We start from the raw sequence: 17,489 nt of genomic DNA, 5'->3' as shown, positions 1-17,489 counted from the left end.
CGCGCTCCGCCACACGGGCGGCTGACGGCCGGGCAGGGCTCACCGCGGGTCACCAGCGGTCCCCCGCTTCCCACAGCCCCAGCACCGCGCGGGCCACGGTCACCGGACGCTCCATCTGCGCGACGTGGCCGGTGCGCGGCAGCACGAGCAGCCGGGCGCGCGGGATCAGCTGGGCGGTGCGGGGCGCCTTGCGGACGGTCATGAGCTTGTCGTCGGCGCCCCAGACGACCAGGGTCGGCGCCTGCACGTCCGGCAGGCTCCGCCACAGCGAGCGCACGCCGGTGACGAACCAGGCCTTGAGCAGGCCGATCGTGCTGCTCGCGAGCGCGGGACCGGCCCAGGCCTGCCCGGCGCGCTCGGCGTATTCGGCGACGGCGGCCTCCAGCCTGCCGGGGGTGACCGAGTGCGGGTCGGCGTAGCAGAGGTTGAGCATCTGCATCGCGCGCTCACGCGGGGTGAGCGCGGCGAGCCTCTCGCGCACGGACCGGCCGACGACCGGCAGGAACGCCAGCGGGATCCGCCGGTCGGACACCCGGCGCACGCTGGGGCGCAGGTCCGGCACGGCCGGGGAGACCAGGGTGAGGGTGCGCACCAGGTCGGGGTGGCGGGCGGCGAGCAGCACGCAGATCGCCCCGCCCATGGAGTTGCCGAGCAGGTGGACCGGGCCCAGGTCGAGGCCGCGCAGCCAGGTGGCGAGCGCGTCGGCGTGCGCGCGCAGTTCGTAGGTGTAGCCGTCGGGCGGTTCGCTGCGGCCGAAGCCGGGCAGGTCGACGGCGATGCCCGGGGCGTGGCCCGCGAGGTTGGCGGCGAGGTCGGTCCAGTTGGTGGCCGAACCGCCGAGGCCGTGCACGTAGACGGCGGTGGCGTCGCCGGTCCCGGGCGTGCGGCGGACGTGCAACCGCAGGCCGGCGGACTCCACGACCTCGCCTGGCCACACCTCGATCTCGGGGGCGAGGGTGGGCAGCACCGCGTCCGAAAGGGGGACCCGGGTCAGCAGTGGGCGGGAGGTGGTTGCGACGTTCACCTAATAAGTGTGCCCCCGTTCGCCGGGGCTCACCGCAGTGTGGTCTGAGTCACATTGGATACTTGTCGTGGAGCACGCTCGTTAGGAGAACTGCCCCGAACGGGGATACCGGCGAGTACGGTCGTACCACCCGCGCGGGTTGGCGATCCTGGCCCGAAGAACGCAGTGAACGAGGGTGGAAACGCATGTCCGAGACGGTCCAGTCGAACGGCGCAGGCCGAGGCGCCAGACTCCCGCGCACCGCGCGGCGCGCCCAGCTGCTCGCCGCCGCCCAGGACGTGTTCGCGGCAAACGGCTACCACGCCGCGGGCATGGACGAGATCGCCGAGCGCGCGGGCGTCAGCAAGCCGGTGCTCTACCAGCACTTCCCCGGCAAGCTCGAGCTGTACATGGCGCTGCTGGACAAGCACGTCGACGAGCTGGTCCGCCGCGTGACCGAGGCGATGGACTCGACCACGGACAACAAGGTCCGGGTCCGCAACGCCGTGGGCGCCTACTTCGACTTCGTCGACGGCGAGAGCCAGGCGTTCCGCCTGGTGTTCGAGTCCGACCTGCGCGGCGAGCCCCTGGTGCAGGACGCGATCGAACGAGCCACCAGCGCCAGCGTCGACGCGATCACCGCGACCATCACCGCGGACGCCGGCCTGGACGAAACCCGCGCCCGCCTCCTGGCGGTCGGCCTGGTGGGCGTCAGCCAGGTGGCGGCTCGAGCCTGGCTCGCAGACAACCGCGCCCTCGCCAAGGAAGAAGCCATCACCCTCATCTCCACCCTCGCCTGGCGAGGCATCGGCGGCGGCTTCCCGCTGCACCCCCACGACTAGCCCCATTCCTCGACCTTGCCGCCATTCCCGACTTCTCCACGTCTTCCGAAGTTGCCCCCGGGCTCCTTCGGCGACCGCGGTGGTCGACACGGAATCCCTGCCAAGCCTCGAAATAGTCCATCTCGGTTCGAGGAGCAGGCAGCCCCGAACATCTGCCGCGCGCACACGATTCGCGTCCGACGCCGCGCCACCTCCCCGAAGCGGCTCCTGGAGCGAAAGCCGACGACACCGGGCTTGACCGAGGCACTCGGGGCGGATGTTCGACTTCAGTGGCCGTGCTCCCGCATCACGGCGGGGACGCCGCTGCCGTGCTGGTCATGAGCCTCCGTTCCGGCGTTGTTCCCCGAGAAGGCATCGCACCACCGACCTGAACGTCGAGGCCACCCGGCTCGGCGATGGAGGTCGCGTCGGCAGTGGCATCCCGACCCAGATCGGAAACCGGGACCGGTGAACCGCTCGTTCGGCTAAAGATCTACACGCTCACCACATTGTCTCGGCACCCATCAGCCTCTACTCCAGCGCCGCCGAATAGGCCCGCCAAGACGTCGCCACCCCTTCCCGAGAGGCCAGCCACCGACAAGCCAGAGCAGGGCCCACCCCACGCTCCCACGACCAGCCACTTTGTCGATCTTGCCGCCATTCCCGACTTCGGGAGTTGTCCACATCCACCGAGGTTGTCCACAGAGGCTTGTTCACGCCTCGGGATGATCACCCCGAAATAAGTGGCAGCGGCCCGTTTGAGAGAATTCAGTTACCACACCAAGTTCTCGAAAACGGATCACCTTCACGTATCATACCACCGGCCTTGCTCGAGGCCGTGTCGAGGAATTGTGCGCTCTGATCCGCGAAGCGACCGGAGAGTCGGTTCGTCGATGGCCGCCGGTTCCGGGTTTATACGGCTCTGTAGTGGTCACGTTGGCGTACTTGCGGCGGAATCGGGTTCAGGCGGAGTTGGCGGAAGCGTTCGAGGTGTCGCAGTCGACGATCAGCCGGGCGACCGCGGCGGTGACGCCATTGTTGGCCGGCGTGCTCGAACAGTGCGTTCCCACGGCCGACGACCTCGACGACCGCAGCTCTCACATCGTGGATGGAACACTGCTGCCGTGCTGGTCCTGGGCCTCCCGCCCGGAGTCGTTCTCCGGGAAACACCGCACAACCGGGCTCACGGTCCAGGTCGTGCGCACGCTGGACAGACGCTTGAGATGGGTGTCGGATCCGTTGCCGGGATCTCGAGACGACATCGTCGGCCTGAAAGCCTCACCGGTTCTCGACGGACGAGACCCCAGCATCCGGCTCGGCGACAATTCGCCATCCATTCCCGGACGGCCGACCACCGATAAACTGGAGCAGGGCTGTCCCCCCAGAGGAGGGCGGGGGCTGTGCTGGATCTGGGCGGGGTGGTCAACAGCGGTGAGGGGCCGGATTCGCTGGGCTGAGCGGCGGTCAAGCGGTGGTGAGGGAACGGATTCGCTGGGCGAGATCGGTTGGGTGTTCGCAGGGGAGCATGTGGCCCGCGCGCGGGTAGCGGACGAATTCGGCGCCGGGTAGGAGTTCCGCGATGGCGGCGGCGTGGGCGAGGGGCGTGATCTTGTCCGCCGTGCCGCACAGCACCTGGGTCGGGATGTCGGCGTAGGCGGCCAATGCCTTGTCCCGCAAGTGGTTGGTGACGATCTCCCGGCGCAGGGCGGCGATGGTGCGTGCGTGGCCGGCGGCCGCCTGGTCGGCTACCGAGCGGACGTCCGGCCACCGGTAGGTCTTGCCGAAGGCCAGCCACCGCAAGGCGATGAGGGTCGCGAAGGTCGGCAGGGGCTTGCGCTTGCGTGGCGCGGCAGGGGAGGTGCGGGTGGGTTTGTCCGCCAGGAAGCGCTTCACCAGGGGTTTGGGGAGGCCGAAGGTCACTGTGCCCATGTGACCGGCCGAAGTGGACACGAACACGGCCGCCGATACGCGCTGTGCCACCAGGTTCGGGTGTGACTCCGCCAGGGCCATCATCGCCATGCCGCCCATCGAGTGGCCGACGAGGACCAGGGGGCCGTCGGGGACGAGGGCGGTGATCAGTTCGGCCAGGTCCTCGCCGAGCCGGGTGATGGTCGCCGGGCCCGCGGTCGATTCACCGTGGCCACGCTGGTCGAACCGGATCACCCGAATCCCCGCCAGCGCGGGCACGACCCGGTCCCACACGCGGGAATCGCTGGTCCAACCGTGGACCAGCAGGACCGTGGGGCCGGGGCCGCCGGTGTCGTGGACGGACAGCCGCACGCCGTCGGAGGTGTCGAACACGGAGGGAAACTACCCCGCGGTAGCCAGGGCGCGCGCGGACGCCCGAGCCACCAGGCCCATCAGCACCTCCGCCACCTCGTCCGCGCGCTCGTAGTTGAGCATGTGCCCGGCCGCGGGGTAGATCCGCAGGTCCGCGTCCGGCAGGGCGCCTGCGATGGTCCGCGCGTCGGCCACCGTGCACAGGCGGTCGCGGGAGCCCGCCAGCACCGCGGTCGGCACACCCCGGTACGCGGACAGGGCGTGCAGCCGCTCGTGTTCGTCGAGGGCGTTGCGGAACTCGACCATGTTCGACGGGTTGCACCGGCCGACCTGCGCCGCCGTCGCGGCGATGTGCGCGCCGACCGGCGACCGGCCGAACACCAGCCACCGCACCCCCGGGCGCGCGTACCCGCTGAAGCGCCCCAGCAGCGTCGGTCGACGGGACTTCGCGATCCGCCTGTTCAGCCACCGCTCCGCGCGCAGAACCGGACCGGCGACCCGGCGCGGCAGGCCCAACGTCAGCCGGGACAGCCCGCCCGAGGTCGTCGCCACGAACGCGGCGCCTGCCACCCGGTCGGCCACGAGCCGGGGGTGCCGCTCGGCCAGCGCCATCAGCGTCATCCCGCCCAGCGAGTGCCCGCCCAGCACGACGGGACCGGTCGGCACGCGCGCGGCGATCACCTCCGCCAGGTCGTCGGCGACCCGCGCGATCGTCGCGCTCCCCGCGGGCGCCGCCCCGGAAGCCCCGTGACCGCGCAGGTCGAACCGCACCACCCGAACCCCGGACAGCCGCGCCACCACCGGGTCCCACGACGTGTGGTCCATCGTCCACCCGTGCACCAGGACGAGCGTCGCCGCGCCCGCGCCCTCCTCGACGACGTTCAACTCCACGCCGTCCCCCGTGCCGAGGCCGCTCATCGAGCGAGCAGCATCGAGCGGCGCCACAGGACCATCCCCGGCCCGCCGACCAGGTCGGCCTCGGTCAGGAACTTCATGATCCGCTCACCCCAGAACCGCATGGTCTCCTGGAAGTGCGGGTTCGCCTTGGCCGCCCGCCACGCCTGCTTGGGGTCCAGCCCCACCGCCCGGTACACCCCCGGGTTCACCAGGCTCAGCGCCACGAAGTACGACACGACCGCGGTCAGCAGCCGGTGGTAGCGCTTGGCGAGCCACCCCGCCTTGGCCATGCCCTGTGCGACCTCCTGCCGCGCGAAGGTGACGTGCCGGGCCTCCTCCAGCACGTGGATGCGGTTGACCATCCGGATCAGCGGTTGCAACCCGGGGTCGGCCATGTTCTCCCGCTGCATCCGGTCCAGCACTTCCTCGGCCACCAGGATCGCCGCGTACGCCGACGGGCCGCGGCCGAGCACCGGCAGCACCTTCGCCAACTGCTTGACCCACCCGCGCGGACCGTAGGCGGGGGCGCCGAAGCGCTTGCACGCCTTGCCGAACATGGTGGAGTGGCGGCACTCGTCGGCGATCTCGGCGAGCAGGTAGTGCACGTGGTCGGTGGTCGGGTCGTGCTTGTAGACCTGCTTGAGCAGCATCTGCATCAGCAGGACCTCGAAGAAGATGCCGGTGCTGGCGATGCTGGCGATCTCGTGCTTGCCCAGTTCGATCCGCTGCTCCGGCGTCATCCGGTCCCAGAGTTCGGTGCCGTACAGGGAGACGCGGTGCTCGGGGTGGAAGTGGAGGTCGGGCGGGATCGGCGCGTCCCAGTCGATATCGATGTCGGGGTCGTAGAACTTGTCCGCCGAGGACTTCAGCAACCGCCCCGCGGTCTTCTCCCGATCGGCTACCTTGGCTACCTGCATCGCGCGGCTCATCGACGGGATCACTCCTCCACGCGGGCGTCTCCGGCACGCGTAACTTCGAGTAACAGTTACTTCTGGTAGCATGAGTCGCATGGCCGATCGTGTCAAGCGACACAGTGACGACTCGACCGGGGACGCCCGGCGCGACCGCTGGAAGTCCCACCGCGCCGCGCGGCGCGAGGAGTTCGTGGCGGCGGCGCTGCGCGCGCTCGCCGAACACGGCCCGGATCTGGGCATGGAGCACGTGGCCGCCGAGGCCGGGGTGACCAAACCGGTGCTGTACCGGCACTTCACCGACAAGGCCGACCTGTTCCTGGCGCTGGGCCACCGCGGCACGGAGATCCTCTTCGAGCGGCTGATCCCGGCGATGAACCGGGAGGAGGCGCCGCTGCCGCGGATCCGCAAGAGCCTCGACGCGTTCTTCTCGATCATCGAGGAGTACCCGAACCTGTACCGGCTGCTGGTCCGCAGCACCTTCGCCGACCGGCGGATCGACTCCGACGTGGTCGCCGAGGACAAGGAGATCATCGCCAACGCGCTGTCCGCGCTGCTCGGCGACTACATGCGGGCGTACCAGATCGACTCCGGCGGCGCCGAGGTCTGGGGCCACGGCATCGTCGGCATGGTGCAGAACGTCGGCGAGTGGTGGCTGGAGCGGCGCACGATGAGCCGGGACGCGGTCGTGGAGTACCTGACCATGACCATCTGGGCGGCCATCGACGGCACCATGCGCGGCTACGGCGTCACCATCGACCCGCACAAACCCCTGGAAGTCAACAGGATCATCAAACTCGGCGGCGGCGACGCGGCCGCGGGCTGGTAGGAGCAGGCGATGAGCGACCACGCTGAAGACGGCTACTCCGGCGCCGCCACCCTGGTGGTCGGCGAGCGCGAGTTCGCGGTGACCGTGGAACTGCGCGGCCACTTCCAGCCGATCGACGGCTACTACCGCTGGTACGGCCGGATCGCGGCGGACCGGGAGCTGTCCGCGCAGGTCGGGGGCCGCAAGACCACGGCCGTGCTGCGCACCCCGCAGGGCGCGGCCACGGGCGAGCTGTCGGACCCGGACCCGTGGGACCGCTACCGGATCACCGGATCCAGCACCCCGCCCTTCATGGTCCAGACCAGTCTGGACGACCTGGAGCCCACCGGCGCCTAGCCGGGGCGCTGGGAAAAGATCAACAAAACGGGCCACGTGTCGTGCGGACGCTCGCCCTCCTCGGACAGGTAGCGTGCGCGCCCGTGAGAACACCGCCCCCGCCGCACGTGCGTGCCGCCTTCGGCGCCAAGAACGCCGAACCGGCGCTGATCGAGCACGGCCCGGTGTGGCGCTGCGACGACCTGGCCATGCGCCAGGCCGTCAACCCGGCCGAGGCGTCCTGGGTGGCCCAGACGCTCAACGAGCTGGACGTGCCGGACCTGCGGGTGGCCCGGCCGGTGCGCTCGTCCGACGGCCGCTACGTGGTCGGCGGCTGGGTCGCGTTCCGGTTCATCCCCGGCCACGCGGAACCCCGCTACGACGAGGTGATCTCCGCCTCCCTGCGGCTGCACAAGGCCACCGCGGACCTCAACCGCCCCCGCTTCCTCTCCGGCCGCGCGGACGTCTTCGCCATGGCCGACCGAGCGGCCTGGGGAGAGGACAAGAACCCCACCCTCGACCCGGACCTGGGCGGCAGACTTTTCGCCATCTACGCCGAGTCCCGCAAGGACATCACCCTCAAGTCCCAGGTAGTCCACGGCGACCTCTTCGGCAACGTCCTCTTCGACGGCGACGCGGCCCCGGGCATCATGGACTTCACCGCGTTCCACAGGCCCCCGGAGTGGGCGGCAGCGGTGGTCGTAGTAGACGCTATCGCCTGGGGCGGCGCCGACGACGCCATAGCCAAGCGCTGGGGTCACCTCCCGGAATGGCCCCAGGCACTACTACGGGCCCTGCTCTTCAGACTCGCCGTCCACGCCCTACACCCCAAATCAACCCCCCGCTCCATGCGCGGCTTGGAACACGCCAGCCAGGTAATCGGCCCGTTGCTGTAGATCCGAGCCCCACCCACCCAACGCCGAACTTCCTTGATCGCGAGTTGTCCCCATCCGCTGCATCCATCCACAGGATTTCGCGGTCTCTTTCCCAGTGCCCCAGTGCCGACAGGCTGGAGCAGGGCCAATGCCACTAAGTTAGGCGCTTCCGTTGGCGGGGCGGCGTGTTTCGATGGTTAATATGCTGCGTGGTGTAGCAAGGTTGGAGCGGTTTGTTGACGCGACCTCCATCGGTGTGTTGACCAGGTTTTTTACCGGGATTTGATGGATGAGGTCGTGTTGTCCACGGGTCATGGTGAGCGTCGGGTGTGGCCGCTTCCGGCGCGCGTGGTAGTGCATTACATGTTGGCGTTGTCGCTGCTCTTCGTGAATTCGCACGAGGAGGTGATACGCAAGTTGGTGAACGGGTTGCGTTCGTTGAGGACGTGACGGGGCGAGTGGCGGATTCCGACGATGTCGGCGATTTCGCAGGCCAGGAAACGTCCAGGCGAGGCACCGCGTCATCACCTCGATCATGGACGCCGAGATAGCCCAGGCCGTGGAGATCGCCTCACGCAACCAAGAACGCTGGGAGTTCGAACTCATACTCGACGAGATCGACGAGGCCCCCGACCGGCTCTCGTTCACACGAGCCATCCGACACGATCAATGAACTCCAAGAGTCCTCAGCCCACCCAGGCCATCTCGCACCTATCCCCACCCTGAGAAGGGGAAACCACTGCCCGCCGACGTGTGCCAGCCCAACCCCCACCGAACTCTTCGCGCCCCCGCCTTCTGCTCGATGGGGTGGAACGTCTTTGTGTGTGTGTGTGGGGGGGGGACGGACCTGCCAAGCTCGCCCGCGGGTGGGGTGGGCTTGCCCCTCCCACCGCTCTTCCCCACCGCAGGTTCGTAGGGGCCCTTGACCTCAAGGGGTCATCGCGCCACCGTGTTGACCAGCAGTTCGTTCAGCTTCTCGACGGGCTTGTACCAGCCGAGGGTCTGTCGGGGGCGGTCGTTGAGTTCGCGGGCCACGTCGTCGAGGTGGGCTTGGGAGTGGACCGAGAGGTCGGTTCCCTTGGGGAAATACTGTCGGAGAAGCCGGTTGGTGTTCTCGTTCGTCCTGCGTTGCCAGGGCGAGTGCGGGTCGCGGAAATAGACCGGCATTCCGGTGGCCGTGGTGAACGTGGCGTGGTCGGCCATCTCGCTGCCCTGGTCCCACGTGACCGATTTCCGGAGGAACTCGGGCAAGGTCTTCATCTTGTTCGCCAGCAGCATCGCGACCCGGTCGGCGGACCGGTCGTGCGGGACCCGGATCAGCATCACGAACCGCGTCTGCCGCTCCACCAGGGTCAGGATCTGCGACTTGCACGCGGACCCGAGGATGAGGTCGCCCTTCCCAGAAGCCCGGAACAGCACGGTCGTCGGCTTCCTTCGGGCGTTCGCTGATGTTGACCATGCCCACGATCAGGTCGTGTCTGGGCCGCTTCGCCGAGGGGGACACCCGCTTCGCCCGGCCAGAGCGCAGGGCCTTGTACATCATGGCCCGCAACTCGCCTTTCCCCTGGACGAACAGGGTCTGGCAGATCGTCTCGTGGGACCCGCGCATCTCCGGCTCGGTCGGAAACTCCACCCGCATTCTCGTCGCGATCTGCCGCGGCGACCACCGGCGATCCAAGCCCGCCATCACATACTCGCGCAGTCGACCAGACTGCTCCAGCTTCCGCGGCTTCGGTCGTTTCCGCATGACCGCGGCACGCGTGCCCGACTTCAACGCTCGATAGGCCAATCTCCCGCCATCACGGGCGACCTCACGAGCGACCACCGAATGATGCCGACCCAACACCCTGCCGATAAACCGAAACGACCGCCTCGCCCGCAACTCCCGCGAGATCGTCTCCCGCTCCTCGGCACTCAAACTCACCCGACACGCCACGACATGATCTCCGATCACCCACCCACGAAGACCATCGCACGCCAGCGCATCGACCAGTTGAGGTCAAGGGCCCCTACGAACCTGCGGCGGGGCAAAAGCGGTGGGGATGGGCAAGCCACCCCACCCGCCGGACAGCTTGGCAGGCCCACACACACAAAGCAAGTCCACCCAATCAAGGCGTATGGCAGGGGCGCGTTGCGTTCTGGTGGGGGCTGGGATCCTGCGGCGGTTGTGGGGGTGGTTGGGGAGAAATGCGTTAGGTGGGAGTGGGGGTGGGGCTTCTGCGGCGGTTGCGGGGTAGCTCGACAAGAAATGCGATGGGTGGGGGCTGGGGAATTCGGGCAGTCGGTTCTGCGATGGCTTGGGAGAGAAGAGTGCTGGAGTGGGAGTTGGCTGGACCAGGTGGCGGTTTACGGGATCGAGGCTCCGGCCGTCAGCGGATGCGCACGGCCAGCGACCGCAGTTCCCCGTACAACTCCTCATTCCCCAACGGATTGACGCTCATCCAAGCGTCCCCGTCCCCATCCCCGTCCACATTCGCCAGCCGGTACCGCCCGCGGTCCGTGTCCAACCACCGCAGTTCCCGTCCCCCACGACGCCACTGGTCCTCCGACTCGTCCCGGACGGCCACCCCGAGCTGCCCGTTCCCCACCACCGGCTGCAAGCTCGACACCATCCGCCGGGCGACGCGGTCGTCGATCCCGTGTGCGTTCAGGAGTTCCTCGATCTCCCGCTGGCTCATCGGCACGGGGCCCGCCCCGTTCTCCGGCATCCGCGACATCATCACGTCGAACGCTGCCTGCAGGGGCCGCAGCGGCAGGCTGAACGGCGTCGTCACCGGTGTCTCCGCGCGCGGGATGAAGGACGCCAGGCGGGCTACCGCCTCGTCCAGGGTCGCCGCCCACAACCAGGTCATCCCGTGTGGGTCCGTGCTGTCCTGGGTGACCAGCAGCGCCTCGTCCCGCAGGGTCAGCACCGCTGCCGCGAGTGGGCCGGATTCCCGGTTCAGCACCAGGTCCAGCACCCCGGTGCAGTTGCGCAGCAGGTAGACGAACTCCTCCGCGACGTCCAGCGGTCCGTCCTCGTCCGCCAGTTCCCGGTCCCGCAGTTCCTGCGCCGCCGCGCCGAACAGCACCTGCCGTTCCACGTCCGAGGTGCCGGTGGACGGTGCTTCGAGCGGGAACGGGGGCTGGACCTGCGCGAAGGTGCACAGCAGGTCCAGCTCGACCGGGTGCAGGGCTACGCCGGGCACCGCGTCCATCAGGCGCCGTAGCGCTGGGCGTTGGCCGTGTCGCTCTGCTCGTAGTGGTTGGCGGTGCGCTCGGCGCTGGAGACGAACTCCTCCATGCGCTGCAGGGCGGTCTCCAGTTGGCCCTTCAGGCCGGACTCGCTGGCCAGGCGGTCGTTGAACTTCTCCGCCAGCTGCTGGCCGACCGGGCTGGTGCCGAGCATCGGCAGGTACGCCGGGCTGGTCAGCTCGGCGACCTCGGCGAAGATCTCGTCCAGGTCGGCGCGGACCTCCGCGACCGCCGCGGCGAACTCGCGGACCTGCTCCGGCTCGACCTGCCAGCCGCTGCCCGCGGCCGAGTTGCTGCCTGGTTCGTCGACGTACACAAGGGCCTTCTCTCTGCCGGAAGGGGGCTACAGGCCGATGACCGGCGGGGCGGCGGTCAGGTCGGCGGTGGTGAACGGGTCTTCCTCGATCGGGACGCGCCTGCGGTACTCGTCGTCCTCTTCCTTGTCGCGCGCACCCGGCGGCATGCCGTAGCCGTTGTTGTTGCGCCCGTGCGGGTCCGCGCCGAACGCGTTCGCCCGGCCGAACCGGCTCGCGCCCCGGGTCCCGTTGCGACCGCCGCGACCCGCGCCGCTGCCGGGCGCGCCGCCGAGACCGCCCGAGCCCGCGCCGACACCGCGGCCCGCGCCGCCGCGGGTGCGGCTGCCGTCCGCGCCGCGACCGTTCGCACCGGGCGCGCCGAAGGGGCCGCCGCGGCCGCCGCTCGGGCCGGAGCCCAGCCGACCGGAGCCCGGTCCGCCGATGGGGCGGCCGTTGCCGAACGGTCCGCCGACCGGCCCACCCGGACCGAACGGACCCGTGCCGCCGATGCCGTTCGCGCCCGGACCGCTGGGCAGCGGGACCCGGTTGTTGTGGCCGTTGTTGGTGATGTCCCGCCAGTGCTGGTCCCAGCCCTTGTCCACGCCGGGGGTGAACGACGGCGTGGTGCCCTGGCTCGGCGCGCCCGGGTAGTGCGGCGGCGGCTGCGTGCCGGGCAGGTGCGGCGGGTGCGCCGGGCCGGGCGGCAGCGTGACGCCGGGGCCGGGCGGGGTGACCTGCGGCGGCCGCGGCACGACCGGCGCCGGGCCGGGGTGCACGCCGTCGGCCGGGGTGCCGAAGCGGGGGGTGGTGCCGTCGATGCCCATGACCGCGGTCTCGAAGCGGCTCATGGTCTGCACGGCCTTGCGCTTCATCTTCTTCTTGTTGCTGCCGAAGCCGAACGCGCTCGCCATACCGCCCAGCGCGGCGCCGAAGGCCGCGCCGATGGGGCCGCCGACCGCGAAGCCCGCCGCCGCGCCGCCACCGGCGCTGGCCAGGAACGGGCTGCTGGGCGAGCCGCCGGGCATGGTGGACTGGGCCGAGCGCAGCGCGCCGCCCGCGTCCTGGATCGGGTCGGCCATGCTCTTGGCCGTGCCGCCGAGCTGGGAGATCCAGGCGGCGTTGCCGACCACGACCCGCTTGGCGTCCTCGGAGGCGGCGCCGGACCAGTACGGCATCAGCTTCGCCAGCGAGCGCGACAGGTCGCGGGAGGCCTGGGCGACCTTGTCGCCGTAGCGGGCCCACTCGGTGGCCAGCATGTCCAGCTGGGCCGGGTTCGCCTGGTCGCCGACCATCCGCTGCAGCGACTTGAGCGAGTAGCCGTCCCAGTTGGTGCCGCCGACGACGTAGCTGTCGTCGACCTCGCGCCGCTGCCTGCGCTGCTGGTCCGCCGCGGCCCTGGCGGCCGAGGCCTGCCGGGCCTGCTGCGTCATCCGGGCGACCAGATCGCCAAGATCGCCGATCATCTCCCGCGCCCCTCCCTCAGCCCGGGGTCACCGGACCGGGTTGTTCTTCCCCTGAATCCCGTTCGTCACGGTAGCTGATGACACCGACGGTCCGTACCCACCGTCACCACCACAGCTCGCCCGCCAGCCCACGTATTTGCGTGCGTAACTCCTCGCGCGGCAACGGGTTGACGCTCATCCACTCGCCGGTCTCGTCGGCGGCCAGCCGGAACCGGCCGCGCGCGGTGTCCAGCCAGCGCACCTCGTCGCCGGACCTGGTCCATTCGTCGCCGTAGCCCCGGCGGACTGCCACGCCCGCCTGGCCGTTGCCCAGCACCGGTTGCAGGTGCGTGGCCATCTTCCTGGCGGTCTGGTCGTCGATGCCGTGCGCGCGCAGCAGCCGGTCGACCTCGTCGGGCTCGAGCCTGCGGGGTGAGCCGTCCGGTTCGGTCGCGGCCTGGATGGCCCGGTGCACGCGGTCGAGCGCGGCGCGCGGCACGCTGAACGGCGCCGACAGCGCGGGGGCCAGGTCCGGCACCAGGTCGACCATGCGGTCCACGGCGTCGTGCGCGGACAGCGCGAGCAGGTGCGCGCGGGCGCCCGCGGTCCGGATGTCCTGGGTGATCAGCAGCCCCTCGCCGCGCTGGGCGAGCACGACCGCGCCGTGTACCTGGCCCCGACGGGCAACCATGATGTCGAGCGCGCCCGCCCCTTCGCGCAACAGGTGCACGAGGTCCGCGGCGATGCCGCGCGGTCCCCGGTGGTCGGCCAGACCTCGGGCGTGGAGCTGGGCGCGGGCCGCGGCGTACGCGGCGCGGCGGTCGCCGAGGGCCTTGGCGCGCAGCGGGAACGGCGCGGCGATCTCGGCGAAGGTGCACAGCAGGTCGAGTTCGGCCGGGTGCAGCCACGCCTCGACCCCGCCCCGGAATCCCGGGTCGGGGTCGAGTCCCGTGGGCAGCTCGGTCACGTGCGGCCTGTGCCCGTGATGTCGGTCTGGTTGGTGGACTCGACGGCGCGGTAGCTGTCGCGGACCTTCTCGGCGCTCTCGATGAACTGGTCCATCCGGCGCATCGCCTCGGCCAGCAGGCCGCGCAGGCCCTCGTCGCCGTTGAGCCGGTCGTCGAACTTCTTGGCCAGCTGCTCGCCGACCGGGCTGGTGCCGAGCTTGGGCGTGTACGCGTCGCCCTGCATGCGCTCGACCCGGGTCTGCACGGCGGCGAGCCCGAACCGGGCGGCGGTGACCGCGAGGCTGAACCCGTGCAGGCGGTCGAGGTCGACGTCCCAGTAGCCGCGCGAGTTCGCGGGCGGCGTGCCGCCGGGCTGGGTCGACCCCGGTTCGGCGCTGCCCGGTTCGACGTGGTCGGGCTGCTCGGTCCCCGGGTCGGTCTTGCCGTTGTCCGGCTTGTCCTTGCCCGGAGCGGGCAGGGTGACGGTGGCGTCACCGGGCTGCTGGCTGCCCTCCGGCGCACCCGGCAGAGTCGTGACCGGCCCGTTGTCCTTGGGCGGCAGGGGAAGCGTGCTGGTCGGCGCGTCCGCGGGGACCACCGGGCCAGGCGCGGTCGGTATCGACGGCGCCGTGGGCGGGGCGGAACCGGACTGCGCGGGCGGGTGGGTCGGCGCGGGCGGCGGAACCGGCGCGCCGGGCGCGGGCGGCTGGCCGACGCCGGGCTGCACGGGCGAGTCCGGCGGCACGACCCCACCCGGCGGAACCGGGATGTTCGGCACGGACGCGTCGGGCACCGGCGGCGGGACCGGCGCCGGGCTGGGCACCGGCGGCACGGGGTCCGGTACCGGCAGCGGATCGGGGCGGTGCACCGGGTCCGCGGCCACCGGGACGCCGCCGTCGGGCAGCACAGAGCCCGAGATCGACCCGGCGGTCAGGTCGCGGGCCGGGATCGCGAACACGTCCGTGACCGGCATCGGCGGCGGGTTGCCCGCGGCCTGGTCCTCGGCGAGCCGGTACTGCTCCATCTCCTGCATTCGTCCCCCTACAGCCCGATGACCGGCGGCGACGCCTTCTGGTCCAGTGCGAACGGGTCCTCGGCGTCGTACGGGTAGCGCCTGCGGTACTCACCGGACTCCGAGCCGCCCGCCCCCATGCCCGCGCCGCCCATCGGCATCCCGCCCACGCCCATCCCGGCGCCCGCACCGGCCGACCCGGAAGCGGCGGCCAATCCGCCGCCGCCCCCCATCGGGACCGGCGCGCGACCACCACCGGTGACGGCCTCCGTCACCCCGACGGACCCACCGGGCTGCAACGCGGCACGACCGGCGTCGGCACCGCCGTACGCGGCACCACCGCCACCACCACCGAACCCACCGCCGATGCCGGCCGAGCCGCCGCCCGCCGACGAGTCGAGGCTCTGCACCGCCGTGCCCGGGTCCCCGGACGCGGTCAGCGACTCCCAGCGCAGCCGCACGTCCGTCTCGTACGAGATCCGCCCGTCGATCCCACCCGGCGGCAGCGACGGTGGCTGCCGGATCGGGGGGAACTGCGGGGTCCCCGGGTCGCCCGGCTCCGGGCGCAGCTCGGTGCCGCGCTCCTCGAACCGGGGCGTCGCCTGGTCGATGCCGATGGCCGCGCCCTCGAACCGCTTCATCGCCTCGACGGCGCGCACCTTGAGCTGGGCCTGCTCCTGCTCGGCGGTGAAGGCGCTCTCCGCGCCCGCGGCCGTGCCGGTGATCGCCGAGACCAGCGGACCGCCCGCGTCCAGGCCGCGCGCGGCGCTGTCGGCGGCCTGCGCGGGTGGGACGGCGGGCTTGTCGGGTAAGTCGGGCATGGCGTCCTGGGCGGCCTTGAGCGCGCCCGCCGCCTCCTGGATCGGGTCGCCGATCTGGTGCGCGGTCTCGCCGAGGTCGGCGACCCACTGCGCGTTGAGCGCGACGTCCGTGCGGGCCTGCTCGGCCGCGGTACCGGACCAGAAGTCCATCAGGTCGTCCAACGCCCGCCGCAGCACGTCGGAGGCGTCCACGACCTCGGTCCCGGCGGCCCGCCAGTCGTCGGCCAGGCGCTCCAGTTGGGGTGCGCTGGCCTGTTCGGCGACCATCTTGACCAGTTGCTCCAGCGAGTAGGACTCCCAGTTGACCCCGCCGGTCACGTACCGGTCGTCCGCCTGCCGCCCTGTCACCATCGCTGCAAAGACCCCCCTCGGCGGCCCACCCGGCCGCCGTTCCCCGGAAAACCCCTAGGACGCCCGCTCCCGACGAACACGCTAACCGTTAGGACGCGGACCCGGCACCAACAGTTCCCTCCCCATCACTCCTCGCTCCGCGCACCGGCATCGATACCCCGCGGCGGATACCGGAGTTGTCACGAAGAGTTCGACCCGGCGCGCGGAAGTGTTTGCCGCGCAGCGCTTCCGGCGCCACCCGAATGGCCTAGGCCCACCAGAAGAACCAGATCGCGACACCGGTCGCGATGCCCACCACGAGCATCGCCAGGGCGGCCTCCGGGCCGCGCCTGCGGTCGGCGAACCACTGCGCGAGCACCGCGACCGCGGCCATCGCGAAGTGCCCGAGCAGCACACCGACGCCGGGCCCCGGCACGCCCTTGCTCCAGGCCACGACCTGCAGAACCAGCACGATGAGCGCGAGAACGCACAGGCCGATGGCGAGCGCGCCGCAGATCTCCCGCCAGAAACCGGACCGCGGCCGCCGCTGCTCGGGTTCGGCCCGTTCCGGCACCGCGTCGTCCCCGGCTTGCCGGACGCGGGGCAGTTCGACGGTGGTGACCTCGTCGTCGGGCTGGTGGTCTTGGGGCAGGCGTTCGGTGGGCCCTGTCACGGGGACAGCATCGCCCATGGGTCCAGCGCCGGTCCAGCGGCCTGCCCGTCGGCGCAGCTGCGCCGGAAGTCGCACCACCCGCACTGGCGGCCCGGGTTCGGCGGGAACAGCACCTCGGGGTCGCCACCGGCCTTGGCGGTGTCGATGGCGAGCTGGAACTCGTCCGCGCTCTCCTCGGCCCGCGACAGGTGGCGGCCCAGCGATTCCTCGGTGTGCTCCCAGGACGCGACCGTGCCCGTCGGCAGGTGGTGCAGTTCGACCTTGGTGCACGGCCTGCGCAGGGTGCGGCGCGCGGCGAGCACGTAGAGCGCGAGCGCCTGGGAGCCGCGGGCGTCGTCGGTGGTGAGGGCGTGCTTGCCGGTCTTGTAGTCGACGATCACCAGTTCGTCGCCGCGCTGGTCGATGCGGTCGACCCGCCCCTCGGCGACGATCGTGCCGACCGGCGCGGACACCCAGCGCTCCAGGCCGACCGGGTCCTCGGTGACGTCGGTGTCCTTGACGTAGTCGTGCACCCAGCCCGCCGCCCGCTCGCGGAACTGGCCCGCCTGCGCCTGGTCGGCGAAGCCGTCGTCCTTCCAGTGCGCGGCGACGAGCTTGGCCGCGGTCTCCGGGGTGCGCCGGTCCGGGGGCAGGTCGAACAGGCCCTTGAGCGCGTTGTGCACCACCGCGCCCATGGTGCTGTGCGCCCACGGGCCGCCCCTCGGTGGCGTCGGCCGGTCGACGTAGGTCATCCGGAACCGGCGGCGGCAGTCCGCCCAGACCCCCAACCGGGAGGGCGTGACCTTGATGAGCCTCTTCGGCAT

General features: G+C 71.1%; 19 protein-coding genes and 2 pseudogenes. 7 read left to right on the top strand and 14 right to left on the bottom strand.

Annotation, left to right across the window (positions count from 1 at the left end; all coding sequences use genetic code 11):
- Positions 1-49: 49 nt before the first annotated feature.
- Positions 50-1,024 carry an alpha/beta fold hydrolase gene (locus V5P93_RS05240; protein WP_104482759.1) on the bottom strand — a complete coding sequence of 325 codons (975 nt, stop codon included), beginning with the start codon at positions 1,022-1,024 and terminating at the stop codon, positions 50-52.
- A gap of 185 nt (positions 1,025-1,209) precedes the next feature.
- On the opposite strand from V5P93_RS05240, the gene V5P93_RS05235 reads away from it, so the two are divergent.
- Together V5P93_RS05235 and V5P93_RS05230 are read left to right on the top strand one after the other, a co-directional pair.
- Entirely contained in the window at positions 1,210-1,845 is a 636-nt protein-coding gene (locus V5P93_RS05235) for a TetR/AcrR family transcriptional regulator (protein ID WP_104482760.1), read from the top strand.
- A gap of 906 nt (positions 1,846-2,751) precedes the next feature.
- The gene (locus V5P93_RS05230) at positions 2,752-3,393 is read left to right on the top strand and encodes a transposase family protein (RefSeq protein WP_181043870.1); all 642 of its coding nucleotides are present in this window, start codon (positions 2,752-2,754) and stop codon (positions 3,391-3,393) included.
- Here V5P93_RS05230 and V5P93_RS05225 read toward each other — a convergent pair.
- The 3 genes from V5P93_RS05225 to V5P93_RS05215 are packed head-to-tail and all read right to left on the bottom strand — an operon-like array spanning position 3,289 to position 5,930.
- Complete coding sequence (locus V5P93_RS05225; protein ID WP_104482762.1) at positions 3,289-4,125, bottom strand: alpha/beta fold hydrolase; 837 nt, start codon at positions 4,123-4,125, stop codon at positions 3,289-3,291. The two genes, V5P93_RS05230 and V5P93_RS05225, sit on opposite strands and share 105 nt — an antisense overlap.
- A 9-nt stretch (positions 4,126-4,134) precedes the next feature.
- A complete protein-coding gene (locus V5P93_RS05220; RefSeq protein WP_374065411.1) occupies positions 4,135-5,049 on the bottom strand; it encodes an alpha/beta fold hydrolase in 915 nt (304 codons plus the stop codon).
- Positions 5,019-5,930 carry a diiron oxygenase gene (locus V5P93_RS05215; protein WP_104482764.1) on the bottom strand — a complete coding sequence of 304 codons (912 nt, stop codon included), beginning with the start codon at positions 5,928-5,930 and terminating at the stop codon, positions 5,019-5,021. The genes V5P93_RS05220 and V5P93_RS05215 overlap by 31 nt, the downstream gene beginning before the upstream one ends.
- 70 nt (positions 5,931-6,000) lie before the next feature.
- Between V5P93_RS05215 and V5P93_RS05210 the strand changes: the two genes are divergently transcribed.
- From V5P93_RS05210 to V5P93_RS05190, 5 genes and pseudogenes are all read left to right on the top strand, one after another.
- Positions 6,001-6,741, top strand: coding sequence for a TetR/AcrR family transcriptional regulator (locus tag V5P93_RS05210; RefSeq protein WP_104482765.1), 741 nt, complete (start codon positions 6,001-6,003; stop codon positions 6,739-6,741).
- 9 nt (positions 6,742-6,750) lie between these two features.
- The gene (locus tag V5P93_RS05205) at positions 6,751-7,077 is read left to right on the top strand and encodes a DUF4873 domain-containing protein (protein ID WP_104482766.1); all 327 of its coding nucleotides are present in this window, start codon (positions 6,751-6,753) and stop codon (positions 7,075-7,077) included.
- An 83-nt stretch (positions 7,078-7,160) separates the two neighbouring features.
- Positions 7,161-7,952 carry a TIGR02569 family protein gene (locus V5P93_RS05200; protein ID WP_245931693.1) on the top strand — a complete coding sequence of 264 codons (792 nt, stop codon included), beginning with the start codon at positions 7,161-7,163 and terminating at the stop codon, positions 7,950-7,952.
- Positions 7,953-8,201: 249 nt separating this feature from the next.
- Positions 8,202-8,381, top strand: a pseudogene (locus V5P93_RS05195) (transposase domain-containing protein); the annotation flags it as partial.
- Between the two features lie 85 nt (positions 8,382-8,466).
- Positions 8,467-8,604, top strand: coding sequence for a hypothetical protein (locus tag V5P93_RS05190; protein WP_181043871.1), 138 nt, complete (start codon positions 8,467-8,469; stop codon positions 8,602-8,604).
- A 263-nt stretch (positions 8,605-8,867) separates the two neighbouring features.
- On the opposite strand, the gene V5P93_RS05185 is transcribed toward V5P93_RS05190, so the two are convergent.
- From V5P93_RS05185 to V5P93_RS05140, 10 genes and pseudogenes are all read right to left on the bottom strand, one after another.
- Positions 8,868-9,350 carry an IS30 family transposase gene (locus V5P93_RS05185; protein WP_374065408.1) on the bottom strand — a complete coding sequence of 161 codons (483 nt, stop codon included), beginning with the start codon at positions 9,348-9,350 and terminating at the stop codon, positions 8,868-8,870.
- 436 nt (positions 9,351-9,786) lie between these two features.
- A pseudogene (locus tag V5P93_RS05180) lies at positions 9,787-9,855 on the bottom strand (hypothetical protein); the annotation flags it as partial.
- Between the two features lie 445 nt (positions 9,856-10,300).
- Positions 10,301-11,128 carry an ESX secretion-associated protein EspG gene (locus tag V5P93_RS05175; RefSeq protein ID WP_104476828.1) on the bottom strand — a complete coding sequence of 276 codons (828 nt, stop codon included), beginning with the start codon at positions 11,126-11,128 and terminating at the stop codon, positions 10,301-10,303.
- On the bottom strand, positions 11,128-11,481 hold the full coding sequence (locus V5P93_RS05170; protein WP_104476830.1) for a hypothetical protein: 354 nt from the start codon (positions 11,479-11,481) through the stop codon (positions 11,128-11,130). Before V5P93_RS05170 ends, V5P93_RS05175 begins: the two co-directional genes overlap by 1 nt.
- Positions 11,482-11,508: 27 nt before the next feature.
- Positions 11,509-12,924: a WXG100 family type VII secretion target gene (locus tag V5P93_RS05165; RefSeq protein ID WP_104476832.1), complete on the bottom strand. Its 1,416-nt coding sequence runs from the start codon at positions 12,922-12,924 to the stop codon at positions 11,509-11,511.
- Between the two features lie 103 nt (positions 12,925-13,027).
- Positions 13,028-13,870 carry an ESX secretion-associated protein EspG gene (locus V5P93_RS05160; RefSeq protein WP_181043303.1) on the bottom strand — a complete coding sequence of 281 codons (843 nt, stop codon included), beginning with the start codon at positions 13,868-13,870 and terminating at the stop codon, positions 13,028-13,030.
- The gene (locus tag V5P93_RS05155; RefSeq protein ID WP_181043304.1) at positions 13,867-14,883 is read right to left on the bottom strand and encodes a hypothetical protein; all 1,017 of its coding nucleotides are present in this window, start codon (positions 14,881-14,883) and stop codon (positions 13,867-13,869) included. The genes V5P93_RS05160 and V5P93_RS05155 overlap by 4 nt, the downstream gene beginning before the upstream one ends.
- A gap of 8 nt (positions 14,884-14,891) precedes the next feature.
- Positions 14,892-16,031 (bottom strand): WXG100 family type VII secretion target, encoded by a 1,140-nt coding sequence (locus V5P93_RS05150; protein ID WP_146107913.1) that lies wholly within the window; start codon positions 16,029-16,031, stop codon positions 14,892-14,894.
- A 250-nt stretch (positions 16,032-16,281) separates the two neighbouring features.
- Complete coding sequence (locus V5P93_RS05145; RefSeq protein WP_245931027.1) at positions 16,282-16,686, bottom strand: hypothetical protein; 405 nt, start codon at positions 16,684-16,686, stop codon at positions 16,282-16,284.
- Positions 16,683-17,489 (bottom strand): PD-(D/E)XK nuclease family protein, encoded by an 807-nt coding sequence (locus V5P93_RS05140; RefSeq protein WP_181043344.1) that lies wholly within the window; start codon positions 17,487-17,489, stop codon positions 16,683-16,685. The genes V5P93_RS05145 and V5P93_RS05140 overlap by 4 nt, the downstream gene beginning before the upstream one ends.

The organism is Actinokineospora auranticolor, from assembly GCF_041897805.1.
In the GTDB taxonomy this organism is placed as follows: domain Bacteria; phylum Actinomycetota; class Actinomycetes; order Mycobacteriales; family Pseudonocardiaceae; genus Actinokineospora; species Actinokineospora auranticolor.
This window is presented reverse-complemented; position numbering and strand designations above follow the sequence as displayed.

Coding starts and splice junctions, on each gene's coding strand:
- V5P93_RS05235 (WP_104482760.1), top strand. CDS start 1,210: ATGTCCGAGACGGTCCAGTCGAACGGCGCAGGCCGAGGCGCCAGACTC.
- V5P93_RS05190 (WP_181043871.1), top strand. CDS start 8,467: ATGGACGCCGAGATAGCCCAGGCCGTGGAGATCGCCTCACGCAACCAA.
- V5P93_RS05140 (WP_181043344.1), bottom strand. CDS start 17,489: ATGCCGAAGAGGCTCATCAAGGTCACGCCCTCCCGGTTGGGGGTCTGG.
- V5P93_RS05165 (WP_104476832.1), bottom strand. CDS start 12,924: ATGATCGGCGATCTTGGCGATCTGGTCGCCCGGATGACGCAGCAGGCC.
- V5P93_RS05175 (WP_104476828.1), bottom strand. CDS start 11,128: ATGGACGCGGTGCCCGGCGTAGCCCTGCACCCGGTCGAGCTGGACCTG.
- V5P93_RS05210 (WP_104482765.1), top strand. CDS start 6,001: ATGAGTCGCATGGCCGATCGTGTCAAGCGACACAGTGACGACTCGACC.
- V5P93_RS05155 (WP_181043304.1), bottom strand. CDS start 14,883: ATGCAGGAGATGGAGCAGTACCGGCTCGCCGAGGACCAGGCCGCGGGC.
- V5P93_RS05215 (WP_104482764.1), bottom strand. CDS start 5,930: ATGAGCCGCGCGATGCAGGTAGCCAAGGTAGCCGATCGGGAGAAGACC.
- V5P93_RS05205 (WP_104482766.1), top strand. CDS start 6,751: ATGAGCGACCACGCTGAAGACGGCTACTCCGGCGCCGCCACCCTGGTG.